This window comes from Collinsella sp. SGI.241, from assembly GCF_050312955.1.
GTDB lineage: Bacteria > Actinomycetota > Coriobacteriia > Coriobacteriales > Coriobacteriaceae > Collinsella.
The window spans coordinates 66,171-82,863 of sequence record NZ_JBNPKM010000007.1; the positions used below are offsets into that span (position 1 = coordinate 66,171).

The 16,693-nt window shown below is 60.8% G+C and carries 12 protein-coding genes and 1 tRNA gene; 4 read left to right on the forward strand and 9 right to left on the reverse strand.

What is annotated here, in order from left to right:
* Positions 1-15 precede the first annotated feature (15 nt).
* The 5 genes from ACQQ92_RS04815 to pheS all read right to left on the reverse strand — a co-directional run bounded on the left by ACQQ92_RS04815 (position 16) and on the right by pheS (position 6,688).
* Positions 16-786, reverse strand: a complete 771-nt coding sequence (locus ACQQ92_RS04815) for an energy-coupling factor ABC transporter ATP-binding protein (RefSeq protein ID WP_427795926.1) — start codon at positions 784-786, stop codon at positions 16-18.
* A gap of 44 nt (positions 787-830) precedes the next feature.
* Positions 831-1,667 (reverse strand): energy-coupling factor transporter transmembrane component T family protein, encoded by an 837-nt coding sequence (locus ACQQ92_RS04820; RefSeq protein WP_427795927.1) that lies wholly within the window; start codon positions 1,665-1,667, stop codon positions 831-833.
* Positions 1,645-2,730, reverse strand: coding sequence for a cobalt transporter CbiM (gene cbiM / locus ACQQ92_RS04825; RefSeq protein WP_427795928.1), 1,086 nt, complete (start codon positions 2,728-2,730; stop codon positions 1,645-1,647). Before cbiM ends, ACQQ92_RS04820 begins: the two co-directional genes overlap by 23 nt.
* Before the next feature lie 246 nt (positions 2,731-2,976).
* The gene (pheT, locus tag ACQQ92_RS04830) at positions 2,977-5,430 is read right to left on the reverse strand and encodes a phenylalanine--tRNA ligase subunit beta (RefSeq protein WP_427795929.1); all 2,454 of its coding nucleotides are present in this window, start codon (positions 5,428-5,430) and stop codon (positions 2,977-2,979) included.
* 181 nt (positions 5,431-5,611) lie between these two features.
* Entirely contained in the window at positions 5,612-6,688 is a 1,077-nt protein-coding gene (gene pheS, locus ACQQ92_RS04835; RefSeq protein ID WP_154517607.1) for a phenylalanine--tRNA ligase subunit alpha, read from the reverse strand.
* 505 nt (positions 6,689-7,193) lie between these two features.
* Here pheS and ACQQ92_RS04840 point away from each other — a divergent pair.
* Positions 7,194-8,768: a carboxypeptidase M32 gene (locus tag ACQQ92_RS04840; protein WP_427795930.1), complete on the forward strand. Its 1,575-nt coding sequence runs from the start codon at positions 7,194-7,196 to the stop codon at positions 8,766-8,768.
* A 205-nt stretch (positions 8,769-8,973) separates the two neighbouring features.
* On the opposite strand, the gene glmM is transcribed toward ACQQ92_RS04840, so the two are convergent.
* Positions 8,974-10,305, reverse strand: coding sequence for a phosphoglucosamine mutase (glmM, locus tag ACQQ92_RS04845; RefSeq protein ID WP_427747843.1), 1,332 nt, complete (start codon positions 10,303-10,305; stop codon positions 8,974-8,976).
* An 82-nt stretch (positions 10,306-10,387) separates the two neighbouring features.
* Complete coding sequence (locus tag ACQQ92_RS04850; RefSeq protein WP_427728446.1) at positions 10,388-11,410, reverse strand: DMT family transporter; 1,023 nt, start codon at positions 11,408-11,410, stop codon at positions 10,388-10,390.
* 290 nt (positions 11,411-11,700) lie between these two features.
* On the opposite strand from ACQQ92_RS04850, the gene ACQQ92_RS04855 reads away from it, so the two are divergent.
* Positions 11,701-11,775, forward strand: a tRNA-Val gene (locus ACQQ92_RS04855).
* Positions 11,776-12,320: 545 nt separating this feature from the next.
* Here the strand turns inward: ACQQ92_RS04855 and ACQQ92_RS04860 are convergent.
* Entirely contained in the window at positions 12,321-13,424 is a 1,104-nt protein-coding gene (locus tag ACQQ92_RS04860; RefSeq protein ID WP_195838592.1) for a hypothetical protein, read from the reverse strand.
* Between the two features lie 297 nt (positions 13,425-13,721).
* Between ACQQ92_RS04860 and ACQQ92_RS04865 the strand changes: the two genes are divergently transcribed.
* Positions 13,722-14,408 carry a DUF5710 domain-containing protein gene (locus ACQQ92_RS04865; RefSeq protein WP_427728448.1) on the forward strand — a complete coding sequence of 229 codons (687 nt, stop codon included), beginning with the start codon at positions 13,722-13,724 and terminating at the stop codon, positions 14,406-14,408.
* Positions 14,409-14,853: 445 nt separating this feature from the next.
* Here the strand turns inward: ACQQ92_RS04865 and ACQQ92_RS04870 are convergent, their stop codons facing one another.
* The gene (locus ACQQ92_RS04870) at positions 14,854-15,936 is read right to left on the reverse strand and encodes an HNH endonuclease (RefSeq protein WP_427728450.1); all 1,083 of its coding nucleotides are present in this window, start codon (positions 15,934-15,936) and stop codon (positions 14,854-14,856) included.
* Positions 15,937-16,151: 215 nt separating this feature from the next.
* Between ACQQ92_RS04870 and ACQQ92_RS04875 the strand changes: the two genes are divergently transcribed.
* Complete coding sequence (locus tag ACQQ92_RS04875) at positions 16,152-16,643, forward strand: hypothetical protein (protein ID WP_427728452.1); 492 nt, start codon at positions 16,152-16,154, stop codon at positions 16,641-16,643.
* The last annotated feature ends 50 nt before the right edge of the window (positions 16,644-16,693 follow it).

The following is a 16,693-nucleotide window of genomic DNA, read 5'->3' on the forward strand; positions in this document are numbered from 1 at the left end:
CCCACTATGCGGCAACTATTCTGCTGCACCGTTTTCGGTTCCATATGATGGCACGGGAGCCTCGACCACGTGGTGATATCGATCGATATAAATCGCACGGGCCCCAAGACGTCGTACTAAATCCTGATGATGCGTGCTCATCAAGACCGTCTTACCGGCAGCAACATAGGCCAGTAGAAAGTTGACCACGATGTCGCAAGAGTCCTCGTCAAGTCCGTTGGTAGGCTCGTCGAGCACCAGAATATCGGGGTTCATCGACACGACGGCAGCCAGCGCCACACGCTTCTTTTGCCCGCCCGAAAGCTGATAGGGCGAAGCATCGACCAGATCGGCAACCTGAAACAGCTCCATGGCATCACGGACGCGGCGCCCGAGCTCGTCCGCCGAAAGCCCCATTTGAGCCGGGCCAAACGCGACCTCCTCGCCGACCGTGGCGCAAAAGAGCTGTGCATCGGCGTTTTGGAACACGAAGCCCACGCGCTGATGGAACCGCTGGGCCATCGCGGAATCCTTGAGATATGCCGCATCGACCACATGTCCATCAAACAGGTACGTACCCGCATCCGCAAGCTCAAGCCCGTTGATAAGCCGCATGATCGTCGTCTTGCCGCAGCCGTTGGGTCCAAGCAGCGCAACCAGCTCACCGCGATTAACCTGCAGCGACACGCCATCGACCACCGTATGGCCCGCATAGGAAAACACCACGTCGCGAAACTCGATGAGCGGCGTGGCCTTGGCGCCGGCAGCACCGCTCGCACCCATCGCACCATTTGTATCGTTTGCCAAAACGTCGCCCTTCCCTATTCACATCGACGGCTTGACCGCCCGCGCTACAGCACCGCGCACAACACGGCGAGCAGCACCACAACAGCCGCATAGACCGCGTCGCGCCAGCCAAAGCCGTTCCGTGTAGGCGCCGGATATGCGCCGGCAAAACCGCGGCAAAGCATAGCCTCGTCCATCGCGCGGCTGCATTCCATCGCCTTGATAAAGGTCATGCCCATGATACCCGCGATCGAATCGGTACGCGAAAATCCTGCAGGCGCGCGGCCCACACTGCGAAGCATGACCGATTCGCACAGGTCGTGCGCCGTGCGACCCAGCACCTCGATGTGTTTGAGCGCCATATCAAACGTAAAGATAACCTCGTCGGGCAGGTGCAGCATCTTAAGCGCCGCCGACATGCGACTCCAGGTAAGCGTCCACGAAACGCCCAGCACCAATGACACATTAACAAAGGTCTTGAGCGCAATCTTGAGCATGGCGCCCGTGGCAGAAGCGCCCAGCAGCAGGGCAGGCAGCGCCAAAACCACGGCAAACCCCGCGGCAGCCAACGCCGGCACAAAGGTCGCGTGCAGCCCGCGTACGGGGCGCACCGCAACGAGCACCAACGCGATCGCTGTCATCAGCATCAAGTACAGCGGGCTCTGCGTCAGGCATACGCACAGGACGCAGACGAACATCCCCACCAAACGCACTGGCGCCGAAACGGAAGAAAGGGCGCGGTCGATAATCGACCCGCCCTTATGCACGCCGCCACCTAGGCGAACCCGCTCAAGCAGGCTCGCCAGATGCAGGACATTCTTTTGCATCACACGATGCCGAGCCCCCGCGGGCTCATAACGCTGCTCGGCCGCAAGCCAGCTAGGCAGCTCGACCGTCGCCATGAGCACCGCTTTCCTTAACCGTCAGCGAGATCAGGCGAAATGCGATGGTGAGCACCGCCACGCCAATCACGCCCGAAAGAATATACATCGCGGCCTGGCCGGCAAAGCCAAGGCCCTGCTCCTCGGAATAGGCCTGCAGATAATCGCCCGTGGGCAGTGCATCGGCAAAGGTCGGGGTATCGAGACCGACCGAAGTCTGCAGACTGTCGTCACCAGCCTCCTGAACGGCGGTCGCGGCGCCCTCAGCGTCCCACTCGCCCCAGGCGTCACCCGTGGCAAGCAAGCCGAGCGGCGTGGCCACGACAAGCACGGCGACCAGGATGAGCGTGGGGACCAGTGAGGTCTTCTTGGCAGCAGCGCCCTCGGCAGCAAGCTGGCCATCGGCGGCCTCGGGCCCGACGATAACGCTCGGCGCCGTCTTCTTAATGAAACCGTAGATGGCGGCCGTCACCACGCCCTCGACCACGCCGGCTACCAACATGTGAGGGATCATCATGGCCGGAATGGCAATAGAGAGCGGGAAGGGGCAGTACAGCGGAGCGCCCGAAGCGTTGGTAAAGAACATCGGCTGAATACCAAACTCGATCGCCGTGCACAGGGCCGCCAGGCACAGGCCGACCCAACCGCTTACGACGGCCGAAACCGAGGTGCCCCAGCTCTTGTCGTGCAAACGGCTGTTGAGCGCACGGAACACGATAGCGGCGGCAAACGGCAGCACGAAGGCCATGTTAAAGCAGTTGGCGCCAAAGGACAGGATGCCGCCGTCGCCAAACAGCAGCGCCTGCAGCGCCAGCGCGACCGAAACCGCGATGGCCGCGGCCTCCGGGCCCAGCAGCAGCGCGATGAGCGCGCCGCCGACGGCGTGACCCGTGGTACCGCCGGGCAGCGGCACGTTGAACATCATGAGCAAAAAGGAGAACGCGGCGCAGATACCCAGGAACGCCATGTGCTCGCGGTCGAGCGTGGCGCGCACCTTTTTGATGCAGTGAACCCAAACGGGCACCATCGCCACTGCCATGACGACATCGGTCTGCGGGGACAGATAATTATCTGGAATGTGCATGTACGCCTCCCGGTTATCGGCGCACAGAATTACAACGCCGCTTAAATCACCTTGCCAGTGTTACGTATTGTCAGATTCGTAACACGCCACGGGCTATCATAGCAAAACGGCGCACTGCCGACAAAGCAGCACGCCGTTATGCAATGCGCGTGTCATATATGCAGGCTCAGCAGCGCCTTATACCGAGGATAGCAGTCACGTAAGGCTCGGCAGCAACCACCGCTGACCCATACCCCAGTGCAGGACCTAGCCGCGGACCTCGCCGTTTACGCCCTTGCACACCTTGGTGACGATCTTCTGGTGCGCTTTTTCGACCTCTTCGCTGGTAAGCGTGTGGTCGTCGGAGCGATACGTAAGCGCAAAGGCCATGGACTTCTTGCCCACGCCCACGCGGACCGGATCGCGGTAGACGTCGAACAGACGCACGCCCTCGAGCAGCTTGCCGCCGGCGCTGGTAATGCGGCGCTCAAGGTCCTCGCAAGTCACGGAGTTGTCGACCACGATAGCCAGGTCGTGCTCAACAGCCGGGTACTGCGAGAACTCGCGGTAGTTCTCCTGGTTGCGGGCGCCCTTGATCAGCTTGTCCAGGTCGAGCTCAAAGGCAACGACGACCTCGTCGATACCCATGGCCTCGCGCGCCTCGGGGTGGATCTCGCCGACCCAGCCCAGCACGGTGCCGCCAGACAGAACCTCGGCGGCACGGCCCGGCTGCAAGAAGGCATAGCCCTCGCCCTCGATGGGACGGAAGCGAACCTTCTCGATGCGCAGCTGGGCGAGCAGCTCCTCGACAATGCCCTTGCCAAAGAAGAAACGCAACTTGCGGTACTTCATGTTCCAAGACTGCTCGCTCCACTGGCCCGAGAGCACGCCCGCCACGGACTTAGTCTCCTTGGGCAGGCTGGCGTTCTCGCGGCCGTGGAACAGGCTGCCGACCTCGTACAGGTGCACGTTGGGCGTGCCATGGGCCTCGTTATACGCCACAGACTGCAGCAGGCCCGGCAGCAGCGAGCGGCGCATCTCGGTCTGCTCGGCCACCAGCGGGTTCATAAGTACCACGGGGCAGCCGCGGCCCTCGGTGGACATGCCGATCTTCTCCAGGTCGCCCGGCGCGGCAAAGCCAAAGGTCGTGGTCTCGTTGAGGCCGCAGGCGCGCAGGATCTCGCCGACCTTGCGGGTAAGCTTCTGCTCGCGGGTCAGGCCACCGATGTGGTTCTTGGCAGCCGGGATGGTCGCCGTCACGCGGCCCATGCCCCACAGGCGCAGGACCTCCTCGATCAGGTCGATTTCGCGCGGCAGGTCGGGGCGGAAACTCGGCGGGGTAACCATAAAGTCCTCGCCGTCGCGCTCGACGGTGCAGCCCAGGCGGGTGAGCGAGCGCTCGATAAAATCGGGCTCGATGTCGGCGCCGCAGATGGCGTGCACGCGGGCCAGGCGCAGCTTTATGCTGTCGATGGTCTTGGGCGCGGGGAACACATCTACGTAGCCGGGAGCGACCTCGCCGCCGGCGATCTCCTCGATGAGCGCGCAGGCAACATTGGCCACATCCACGCAGCCGGTTTCATCGACCTGGCGCTCAAAGCGGATGGAAGCGTCGGAGATCAACGACAGGTCGCGGCTGGTGTGCGAGGTGCGGCCGGCGTCGAAGCAGGCGCTCTCGACCATCACGTCGACGGTGTCGTCCTCGATCTCGGAATCCATGCCGCCCATAACGCCGGCCAGCGCCACGGGGCGCTCGCCGTCGGTGATAAGGCCCATGCCGGCGTCGAGCGTGCGCTCCTCGCCGTCGAGGGTCGTGAACTTCTCATCCTGCTGGGCGGCGCGAACCACCACGCGGCGATGACCATCGCGCTCGGCAAAGGTGTCCAGGTCAAAGGCGTGCAGCGGCTGACCGGTGAGCATCATCACATAGTTGGTGATGTCGACGATGTTGTTGTGCGGACGCACGCCCAGGGCGTTAAGGCGCTTGACCATCCAGTCGGGCGAGGGGCCGACCTTCACGTTGCGCACAATGCGGGCGACATAGCGGTCGCACAGGCCCTCGTCGGCGATCTCGACCGAAAGCTCGTCGTCGGTCGCGCGGCCGGTCTCCGCCTTGATGGCGGGCAGCTCAACGTGGAAATCGCGATCGAAAATGGCACCGGTTTCGCGGGCCATGCCAATCATGGACAGGCAGTCGGGGCGGTTGGGCGTGATCTCGCAGTCGAGCACGGTATCACTCGAGCCCACGTACTCGGCAAACGGCATGCCGCAGGGCGTATCCTCGGGCAGGATCATAATGCCGGAGTGGTCGCCGCCCAGGCCGAGCTCGCGCGCGGAGCAGTTCATGCCCATGGACACGACGCCGCGAAGCTTGCTCTTCTTGATCTTGACGTCGCCGGGCAGGACAGCGCCGATCATGGCCGTGACGATGTGGTCGCCGGCCTCAAAGTTCTGCGCGCCGCAGACGATCTGCAGCGGAGCGGGGTTGCCGTCGGCGTCGAGGTTCTTGTCACCCACGTCGACCGAGCACACATACATATGGTCGCTATCGGGGTGCGGGGTCTTGGTAAGCACCTTGGCAGTCACCACGTGGTCGAAGGACTCGCCCACGGTGTCGATCGCCTCGACCTCGGTGCCGGTACGGATATATTCGTCCGAAAGGGTCTTGGGATCCTCCGGAATATCGATCATGGTCTTGAGCCAGTCGTAAGAAACACGCATCTAACTGGTCTCCTTTCATCTGTAACGTCTGCAATAAACAGACGGAAAACTCCAGCTACGGAGACGGGTTTCCGAGGTGCCGCAGATTGCCCCGAAAGAGGAGCGCCGCGTACTTGGGTACGCAAGCGACGGTTTGAGGGGCAAGGTGCGGCGGCTCGGGAAGCCGCCGGGACAGGTCAACTTAAAACTGATTCAGGAAACGCATATCGCCTGTCATGAGCGTTCTGAGGTCGGGCAGGTCGTAGCGCAGGGCAGCGACGCGCTCGGCGCCAATGCCAAAGGCGAAGCCGGTGTACTTCTCGGGGTCGATGCCGCAGTTGATCAGGACGTTGGGGTCGACCATGCCGCAGCCCAAGATCTCGATCCAGCCGCTGTGCTTGCAGAAGTTGCAGCCCTTGCCGCCGCAGACGTGGCAGCTCACGTCCACCTCGCAGGAAGGCTCGGTGAAGGGGAAGAAATGCGGGCGGTAACGCGTCTTGCGGTCCTCGCCAAACATGCACTTAACAAAGTAGTCGAGCGTGCCCTTAAGATCGCCAAAGGTGATGCCCTCGTCGACGACCAGGCCCTCGATCTGGTTGAACTGCGGCAGGTGACAGGCGTCGGCCGTGTCGGGACGGTAGACGGTGCCCGGGCAGATCATGTAGATGGGCGGCTTCTGAGACTCCATGGTGTGAATCTGCACGCCCGAGGTCTGGGTGCGCAGCAGCACGTCGGACTCGCCGTGGGCATGCGCCTCGGGGTGCGCGACGCTGCCGGGGTTGTTGTCGACCACATAGAAGGTGTCGCGGGCCGAGCGGCTCGGGTGATCCATGGGGGCGTTGAGCGCGGTGAAGTTGTAGTAGGAGGTGTCGACCATGGGACCGGACTCGACGGTGTAGCCGATACCGCTAAATATATCCTCGGCCTCCTCGATGATCTGCTTGATCAGGTGCTGGTGGCCGATCTGCGGACGAATGCCCGGCAGCGTGATGTCGACGGCCTCGTGCTCGAGTGCGTGCTTGAGGGCGGCGGCCTTCATCTCGGTGGTGCGCTCGTCGAGCATGCCCTCGATCAGCTGGCGCATCTCGTTGGCGCGCTTGCCCATCACGGGGCGATCCTCGGGGGCGAGCTTGCCCATCATGCGCATCAGGCCGGTAATACGACCCTTGCGGCCGAGCAGCTCAACGCGCGCAGCCTCGAGCTTGGCGGCGTCGTCGGCGCCTGCGACGAGCTCCTTGGCCTCTTCCTCGAGTTTGACCAGATCATCAATCAGACTCATGTCTTCCCTTTCGTCTCTCGCGTTCCCCGCTCGCCAGGACGACTGCCGCCGTCTGGCGTTGCAAAAACGCGGCCCGGTTCGGTAACAAAAAACCGTCCTCGGGCATGTGCATTGCCCAAGGACGGTTGAATTCCGCGGTACCACCTTGTTTGACCCGGCGGATGTCTGGCCCGCCGTGCCCACTCTGTGCCCCTTATCGCGAGGCTCACGGCTTCCCTACTGGGGCTTCGCCGCCACTGGCCGCGCGCCCGTTGAGGTTGCTGCTCGGGAGTGAACGCTTGGCCCTTGCCACCGCAGGAAGGCTTGCAGCCCATGACCTTCCCTCTCTTGCCGGCGACGCGGCGGGCAAAACCCTCTCCGTCAACGCATTGGGCTATAGGATAACACATTCTGCGAGCATATCGCCGCGTTCCGTTTTGTTCGCACTGGGTACAAGGCAGGTAGCTGTGCAAACTGGCCGCACGCCCACCCGTGGCGTCCGGTCTGCGAGATCAAGGATATAGGTATGGGAAAGAAACTCGATAAGAAGGCCAAGGCCGCCGTGGCCAAGGCCTCTAAGAACGCCAAGGCGGGCAAGGGCATCAAGAAGCTCCGCAAGCTCGAAGGCAAACTATGGACCCGCGAGTACCTGCTCAAGATTGCCGAGTTCGATGGCGCGACGATTGCCCCCGCCAACGGCGCTGCGGCCCGCGCCGATGCCATGGGCACCCTTGCCGGCGAACATCACAAGCTCCTGACCAGCAAAAAGTCCGTCGAGCTTGTAGGCTCGCTGGCACACGAGACCGTCGCCGGCGGCAAGATCGACGACCCGCAGCTGCTCGACGAGATCCGTGTGCTCGGCCGCGACCAGCGCGAGGCAAGCGTTATCCCTACTGAGGAGGCCGAGGCCTGGACCAGGCTCACCTGCGAGGCCGACGCCGTGTGGCACAAGGCCAAGACGGCCAACGACTGGGCGAGCTTTGAGCCCTACGTGGATAGAATCGTCGCCCAGCTCAAGCATCAGGCCCAGCTCATGGACCCCAAGCACGACCCATACGATGTTTGGCTCGACCAGTACGAACGCGGCCTTTCCGCCAAGAGCTTCGATGCGTTTTGTGACGAGGTCAAGGCCACCGTCGTGCCGCTCGTTCACGCCATCGGCGAGCGCGGACAGCAGCCTACTGCCGACTTTTTGCATGCCCGCGTGCCCGAGGCCGCCCAGCGCGCCATGAGCTTCGACCTGATGAAGCTCGTCGGCCTTAACCTGGACGACACCACGCTCGCCTTTACCGAGCACCCGTTTAGCGAGGGCTTCTCGGTGGGCGATGCGCGCATCGCCACGCACATCTACGAGGACGACTGCATCTCCAACGTCTATAGCATCATCCACGAGGCGGGGCACGCCATGTACGAGCTGGGCGTCAATCCCGCTTACGCGCGCACGTGTCTGGAGGGCGGCACCTCCATGGGCATTCACGAGAGCCAGAGCCGCTTTTTCGAGAACACCGTAGGCCGTAGTCGCGCTTTTATGGGCCCGCTGCTCGAAGTGCTGCGCCGTCACGCGCCCGAGGTCTACGGCAACGTGGACGAGGACACGCTCTACCACGCCGTGAACATCGCTCGGCCGTCGCTGATCCGTACCGAGGCCGACGAGCTCACCTACCCGCTGCATATTATGGTGCGCTACGAGATTGAGCGCATGCTGTTTGCCGGCGAGGCCACGGCCAAGGACATCCCCGCGCTTTGGAATCGCTTTATGGACGAGTACCTGGGCATTCCTGTTCCCGACGACACGCGCGGCTGCCTGCAGGATACGCACTGGAGCGGCGGCTCGTTTGGCTACTTCCCCACGTATGCGCTGGGCAGCGCCTACGATGCCATGTTTGTGCCGGCCATGTGCCGCGACGGTGTCGACCTTAACGGCGCCTGTGCGAGCGGCGACCTGACACCCGTCCGCGCTTGGCTGGGCGAGCACATTTGGCAGTGGGGCCGCGCCAAGGACGCGCCGGAGCTCATCAAGGGCGCGTGCGGTATGGCATTCGATGCCCGCTACTACTGCAGCTACCTGCAGGACAAGTTCACCACGCTGTACCAGCTGTAAGGATTGACCAGCACGCCATCGCCAACGCCAACCATGTTGACGTCGATGTCTTGGCAACGTCAGCGAAAACGGCCCCAAGCGAGCAAGGTGACGTGAAATGAAAGGGCGCTGACCTTCTGGTCGCGCCCTTGAAATTGAACGCCAGATTGCCGCTTGGGGCCGTTTGTAGCGTCGAGCGGTTACGCGGTTTGGTAAAACCGCGTAACTACAGAGCCTCCAGCGCGGCGGCGATGCGCTTCATGGCGGCGTCGGCGGCGTCTTGGTCGGGGGCCTCGGCCAAAACGCGAATCACCGACTCGGTTCCGCTCTTGCGCACCAGCACGCGGCCCTCGCCCGCCAGCGCCGCCTCGGCCTCGGCAATGGCGGCCTGCACGCCCATGTTGCCCAGCGCAGCATCCTTGTCCGCCACGCGTACGGCAACCTGCGCCTGCGGCAGCAGCTTGCACGGCACCGCGAGCTGCGAAAGCGTCTCGCGTTCGGCACGAATCACTTCCATCACACGCAGCGAGGTCATAATGCCGTCGCCCGTACGCTCGATATCGCCAAAGATCGTATGGCCCGTCTGCTCGCCACCCAGGCTGTAGCCGCCCTCGCGCATCTTGGCATACACGTGGCGGTCGCCCACGCCGCTGGTCACGGCACTCAGGCCGGCAAGCTCCAGCGACTTAATCAGGCCAAAGTTGCTGGCGATCGTCGGCACCACGGTACCGCCCGAGAGGCGCCCGTGCTTGTTAAGATACACGCCGCACACGTACAGAATCTGGTCGCCGTCGACCACGCGGCCGCGCTCGTCCACGGCCAGGCAGCGGTCGGCATCGCCGTCGTAGGCAAAGCCCACGTCCAAGCCTTGCTCCACCACATGGCGCTGCAGGCGCTCCATATGCGTAGAGCCGCAGTCGACGTTAATGTTAAAGCCGTCGGGTGCGGCGTTAATCACGCGCACATCGGCGCCGAGCGCATCGAACACCGGCTTGGCGACAGAGGACGCCGAGCCGTTGGCGCAGTCAATGCCAATCTTGACGCCCTGCAGCGAAAAGTTCGCGCTTGCAATGAGCGAGGCGATGTAGCGGTTGCGGCCCTGCATGTAGTCAACCGTGGCGCCAATGTGGTTGCCCGTGGCCAGCGGCACCTCGCTCTTGCCATCGATGTAGTCCTCGATGAGCTCCAGCACGTCCTCGTCCATCTTAAAGCCGTCGCTGTTGACCAGCTTAATGCCGTTATCGCAAAACGGATTGTGGCTCGCACTGATCATGATGCCGCAATCGAAGCAGCCCTCCACGGTCTGGTGCGCCACGCCCGGCGTAGGAATCACATGCAGCATATAGGCGTCTGCACCGCTCGCAACCAGACCGCTCACCAGCGCCGCCTCGAACATATAGCTCGAGCGACGCGTGTCCTTACCCACGATCACGCGCGCCTTGGCCCCGCGCCTGGCGCCGTAATACCAGCCCACAAAGCGGCCGATCTTGTACGCGTGCTCCACGGTCAGCCCAACGTTGGCCTCGCCGCGAAATCCGTCGGTGCCAAAGTACTTCATAAGAGGTCCTCTCTATAGACAAAGGCGCGCCGCCAAAGCAACGCGCCGCCAGCCCATTATCCTTTAATAGCAACCGCGGGGGCTACACCGTTAAAAACATCATTACGATAATCATGGCAAAGCCGATAAGGTCGGTCGGCAAAAATACCGTGCCCAGCATAACGGCGCTGGTAATGGTTGCCGAGACCGGCTCCACGGTCCCGATGAGGCTCGCGCGCACCGAGCCGATGTCCTTGACGCCCTGCATATAGAGCATGTACGCCAAAAACGAGCCCACGACCACAAACACCGCGAGCGCCTCGACGCCGGCGGCATCGAGCGCCGGCATATGGGCCCACGGCTGCACGAAAACGCACGAGACCACGCCTGCCGTGAGCATGGCTGAGCCCGTAACGATGGGGCTGCCGTATTCTGGCAGAATTTTGGCGGGAATCACCGCCATGCAGGTGGCGCTCACCGCGCACATAAGACCCGCCACCAGACCGAGCGGCGAGATGCTCAGGCTCGTGGGGTCGCCGCCGGTGGCGATCAAAAACGTGCCGCCAAGGGCCAGGCCAATACCGATAACCTCGCGCATGCGCGGTTTGCGGCGATCGGTGATGCAGGTATATCCCATGATGATGACCAGCTGCAGGCACTGAAGGACCGTCGCGGTTCCGGCATTGGTCAGGCGCACGGCCGAAAGATAGCAAAACTGGTTAAAGAGCAGGCCAAAAGCGGTAAAGAGCAGCAGCTGCTTGCGATCAGCGGGCGTCGTCCAAAGCTTGACCAGGCGTGCGCGGTCGCGCGTGACAACCACGACCATAAAGAGCAGGCCGGCGAGAATCTGTCGTATGCTCATAAGCCACAGCGTATCGACATGGTAGGTATCGAACAAAAAACTCGCGCTGGTGCCCGAGAAGCCCCAAAACGAGCCGCCCACGAGCGTAGCCAACATGCCCACGATCATCTTGCGCGTCTGGGCATCGTTGAGGCGGTCGCGCCATGCACGGCGGGTGCTGCGGCTGAGCTCATCGGTGCCCTCGGGCACATCAATGTTCGATATATCGGTCATCGGCACCGAAGCCCCTGCGCCTTCGACCTGCTCGACACGCTCTTTGCTCATCCCGCTCCCCCGAAACAGCCTGGAAACAATTCGGCTTACCTTACCACGGCGAAGGCACCAGCTGGGGGCTTGTCCGCTTATCGGTAGGACAATTCCGCGGACGTCTCTTCCATGGTTCGGCATCGCAACGGCTTTGCATTATGCGATAGCCAAATCACGGCAGCGAGCTCTTTTAAAATGGGCGCGACAAAGCCCTTTGATTCCACAACGTTAGCGATTTTAAAAAATATTCTTGCCACCGAGTTCAAGCTCCGTTATATTATCCCTTGCGCACTTGCGCACCCTTGATCGGGCGTTTAGCTCAGGGGGAGAGCGCTTCCCTGACACGGAAGAGGTCAGAAGTTCAAATCTTCTAACGCCCACCAAATGTTCGCAGCCCAGATGCTATGCCTCTGGGCTGTTTTGTTTTATGTGCTAAGCCAAAAGGGCGCCGTGGCACCCAAAACCGCTTCGGCAGCTCCAATAACCATCCCAATCGAGGCTGATACCGCCTCTACATAACCGGCAATCATCCCGGCAGACCCCAAGTTGCTTCGGTATCGCCGGCAATTACCCCTGCCACACCCAAAGTCGCCCAGACAACCCCGGCGACCGCCCCAATCAGCCCCAAAATTACCCAAACAGCCTTGGCGACCGCCCCGATCTGGCCTTCGCAAGCCTCGCGGCCACATCCGGACAGCCTTCCCATAACCAGGTCTAATACTTTTCCCGAGAAGTGAACGACCTTATTTGGACCCCTGAAGCATCCACACTTTTTACAGCCAAAACCGCAGGATTCCAATGATAAAACCGCAGGAAATAAGCCACCAAAAGTGTCGATGTTTCGGGGGTCCGTTTTGACTCGTTCACTTCTCGGGAAAAGTATTAGACCTGACAATGAGGCCCTTGGTCCCATGCCCAGCAACCGCCCCTACCAATGTTGACGCGCCTCGATTACGGCCTGCCAAAGCTTAAACCGCTTCGCTTCGACGCGCTTGAGGGCAAAGTATCGCTGCTCCTCGCTCATGGGCTTGTTAAAAATGGGTCGCTTGTTCCGGTGCAGCTTCCGTCGGATGCGTTCGCACAGCCGAATGAGCTTGTCGTAGTCATTTGCCTGCTCAGTCGTCACGGTGAAGTGTGCCACGCCGCTCAACAGCTCCAACTCGTTGCGGCGCTCGGCATCCTTGTAAATCTTCTCGCGTCCGTCATGAATGGCATCGCTGTCGTAATCGACCATCGCGGTCAGCACCTCTGGCAGCAGCCCGGCCTTTACTTTATCCATGCCCACCTCGACTTTAGCCGTAAGCGTTATGTCGGGTGTGCGCTCCAACACGCGAAGCTTGTGATCACGTCCGTCATTGTATCCATCGCGAATGAAGACCTTCTTGTTAAGTTCGGCCTTGCCCAATGCATACCCGCCGTAGCGCGCAGGCAGCGACATAAACATGCAGAGCCCCGACTCCCTCGGAGAGCGCGACCCCTCGATCACATATGCAAGCAGCGCCTTTGCCTTCGCGATACCCCTCACCTTGGGTGACTTCTCGATATACGCCGCGATGAGCTCCTTAGTCGTGAGCCTGCTATCGCGCATGCCCGCATCCCTGCCTGTTACCCCACCGGGAGCAAGGTTATCCAGCCGGTAATCCGATGTCATCGCATAGCCGGCATAGACGGCCGCTGCCACATCGCCATCGTGCACAGCCTGCAAAAACGCCAGCTCGGGAGAGCACACATACGCATCAAGGTCGCCCATCCAGTGGCCCAGCGAGATAAACGAACCCGCCGGGAGCTCGTTGGTGCACAGATGCGTCTTAACATGCTTGCTCTGCCGACGGCCGGCGCGCGACGGCACCAGCAAATCCAGCGTTTCGATCCCCAGGTCATAGCGATCGATAACCTCCTGCGCTTCTTGGTCCAAGAGCGCACAGGCACCTGCAATCGACACGACCTCTGGCTCCGAATCCCCAAAGCGAGGGTTCGGCATGTGCGCCAACAGCGCCAATGCGGCGTTATGTGAAACGATAAAGTACCTCATGGCGCGAAGATAGCACGCACGCCGGCGGCGGCTGGCGGTTCTGCTAAGTTTCCGGTAAACGACCGGCGGTTTTTTCGCCGAGGTGCGCCAAAGTGTTCATTCGCCGATGCCCAAACCGCAATCCGTCAAGCTTTTGGCAAGGTTGCCGCCCAACTGGCCAAAAGCCGACCATCTACTTGCCAGTTTATCCAAGGCGTAACCAACCAGTCCGCACCGCGGCTTCTCGGCAAAACGCCACAACGTCCACACCCTGCGGTATCCTTGAGCCACTTACACCTGCAGCACCAAGGAGCCACCATGCGCACCGAGCTCGATGTTCCCTTTTCACACAAAGAAGAAGCCAAAGCGTTGGGCGCCAAATGGGACCGGACCAAGAAGATCTGGTATGTACCCAGCGGCGTCAACCCCGAGCCCTTTGCCGAGTGGCTGCCCGGTGTTGACCGATCCGACCCCTCTGCGCCGTATATATATCTAGTACTGGGCAAGCGCGAATGCTGGAAATGTCACAAAGAGACCTCGGTCGCGGCCTTCGGCATTCCCTATCGAACCGATGACAGCGAGGGCATCGCCATTGCGCACGCACCCAACAAGGCCGGGCATATTGCCATCGACACAGCCAATGCCAACGCGCTCGCCATTGTTCCCGCTCTTGGCTGCGTCCCGGGCGAGATCCGCGACTATCTTTCTAAGCGCTGTGGCTACAAGCCCGTAGGCGCGCGAGCCTCCAAAGCCCCATCGCTCGGCAACACGTGCACCAGTTGCGACGCGCTGCAAGGCAGCCGCTATCTGTTCGAAGAACCCACGTCCCCGTTTGCCCTCACTGCCATCAACAAGCTGCCGGCACTGGAGTTTGTGCGCGTCGAAGTTGCCGGCGTCTTTGGCGTCCCGGCCACGCGTACCAATTTTGACCAGGCACTCTTTACCTGGGCACGCGACCATCACGCCGAGTTCCACAAGAAGCTCGGTGAGGGAATTTATTTGTAGAGACGGAGAGGCCTTCACAGCCAGCTCCTCCGCATCGCCTATCCCTCGTCGCAAACGTCATACACGATATCGAGGCCGCAAACAGGGCATTTCTCCGGATACACCGGCATATGAACGCCCGTCCGTTTTCTCACTTCGTCGCTGAGTCTGTCGCGCGCATCGATGAACCGAATATCGAGACACGATATTTGTGAGCCGCAATAAGGACAGGCGACGGCAAACGACCCGCAATCAACCTCTACGCCCGGAAACATATTGTTGTCGATAAGGGCACACGGCAGTTTTCCGTACTTCCCCATCGCAATATCGCCTCGCCAGCTCACACGCGCTCCTCTCTCGCTATCCAAATCAGGAAGAGCATGCACCGGCGGGCGTGCACGAGATTGCATCGCCACGCGATCCGATCAAACAACACGATCGTAAAAGACCGCCGAAGCCAAATACGCTAATACGGCAGAAGCCCCGCCTTTTCACGCTTCTTTTCCGAGCGATCAAACTCAATGCGATGGGCCTCGAGAAACACCGCATTGGGTCGCCACTGACGCTCATTCGGCTGCCTTAGCGTCGCACCTGCAAAGGAAGCGTAGTCGGTCTTATCCAGCAGGTACGATCCGCACAGTCGATATTCGCCGCAAACAGGCTCAAACGAAATCAGATGAGCATCGAATAGAGCATGAAAGTCGCGCCGAAGTAGAATGCCGTTGCTGGCAACCTGCGATTTGGGTCCCGAGTAATTCTCGATATGTGCAGCCTCCAGTGCCTCGTTAACCCCACAACCCGACACCGCGCAGCGACCATCATAGGCGGCAATGAGCTGCTTGCGGAACCATTGCTGCCCCAATCGCTCGCGTCTCAACGCATAGCGAGCTTTTTCGTCATCGGTCGCACTCTGTCCGGCAAACTCAATGTCGGCTGACATGTGCTTCAGATAGCTCATGTCGGACGCAAAACGAGGATCAGGCCCGCCTTTATGAACGGGACCATGCAGAACAAACCAGCCGTTTTCGGGCTCAAACCGTTCAACAAACGCAAGGCCGAGCACCTTATAGCCCACCTCGGTTGCAAATATGACTCCAACTGGAACGCCATATTCCATGCAGTTGAGCATTTTACGGTTGTAATTCTGGTCTCGAGAACCAACGACACCTGGCGTTTGAACCGAATACTTAATGACCCACGTACCGTCATCCAAATAGAGCGGAGGAACATCGGTGTAGAAGCTCTTTTTAGAGTTATGGACCGAAAGCGCAAAGATCTTATTGGGATCTTGCTTCACCCGATCCTGGCCCGGCCAGAAGATCCCTGAATCCCGCGTTACGGGAAAGAAGTCCGCGCCAATTCTCAAACGATACTGATACTGAGGGCTATCTTCCTTGGTGCGGTGCGGAAGGCTGGTCCAAACGCCGCCGCGCTGCTCCTCACCCAGAAACCACTCCCATGCCTCAACGTATTCGGAAGGCACGAGACTGCAGGCACGGTCATAGCTTGGTCCATCCATCAACGGAGCAGCAAGGTCAATGTCGTTCATCGCCAGCACCTACAACCATACGAACGCGAGTCATGCCCCTCAATAATATGGCCGAGAGTCAATTATTACGAGATCTCATTCCGCGATCGGCACATCGTTGATGCTCTCGGTTTGCCGCTGGCGCGCTCATACCCCGCTATCCCACTCCCCTGTATACTGATGTAGCACATGTTTCATCCGGGCTTATTGGGCCGGATTGTTCATGGGAGGGTCTTATGGCTGCTTCGAATCCGCCTAAGGGAAGCGTTTCTTCTTCGTCCATCAAGCCGGTGACGCGCAAGGCCGTGCGCTGCCAGCGCGAGGTCGCTTGGCTTGTCACGCAGGCGGCGGGCAGGCTCGTGGCGACCACGGAGGACGTCAATGCGCCTACGCCGAGCTTTGTGTTAGCGGCGGCGCTGGATTTTGTGCGCCAATTGGAGCTTGCCGCACAGGATGCCAGCGGCCACCTCGACTACCAGAATGTTATGGCGCCCGACCTGCAAACGTTCTGCCACATGGCCAAGTTGCCCGCCGCGCCCAATGCACTTTCGGACGCGGGCTACATGTTTACGCTTTCGGGCGCGGACCTTATCCGCGACATCTATGCATACTGCAGCGAGCTCGCCGAGCGCCACGTCTTTGGCACGGCAGAAATCAAACCGGGAAATGTCATCAAGCTGGTTCTTAGGCTGTTCCTGATGGATGGGTTCGGGACTATGCCAGCGTAAGCCGGATTTTTAACTTCGCCGTCGACTGGGCAACAACCGCCTTACCTTAG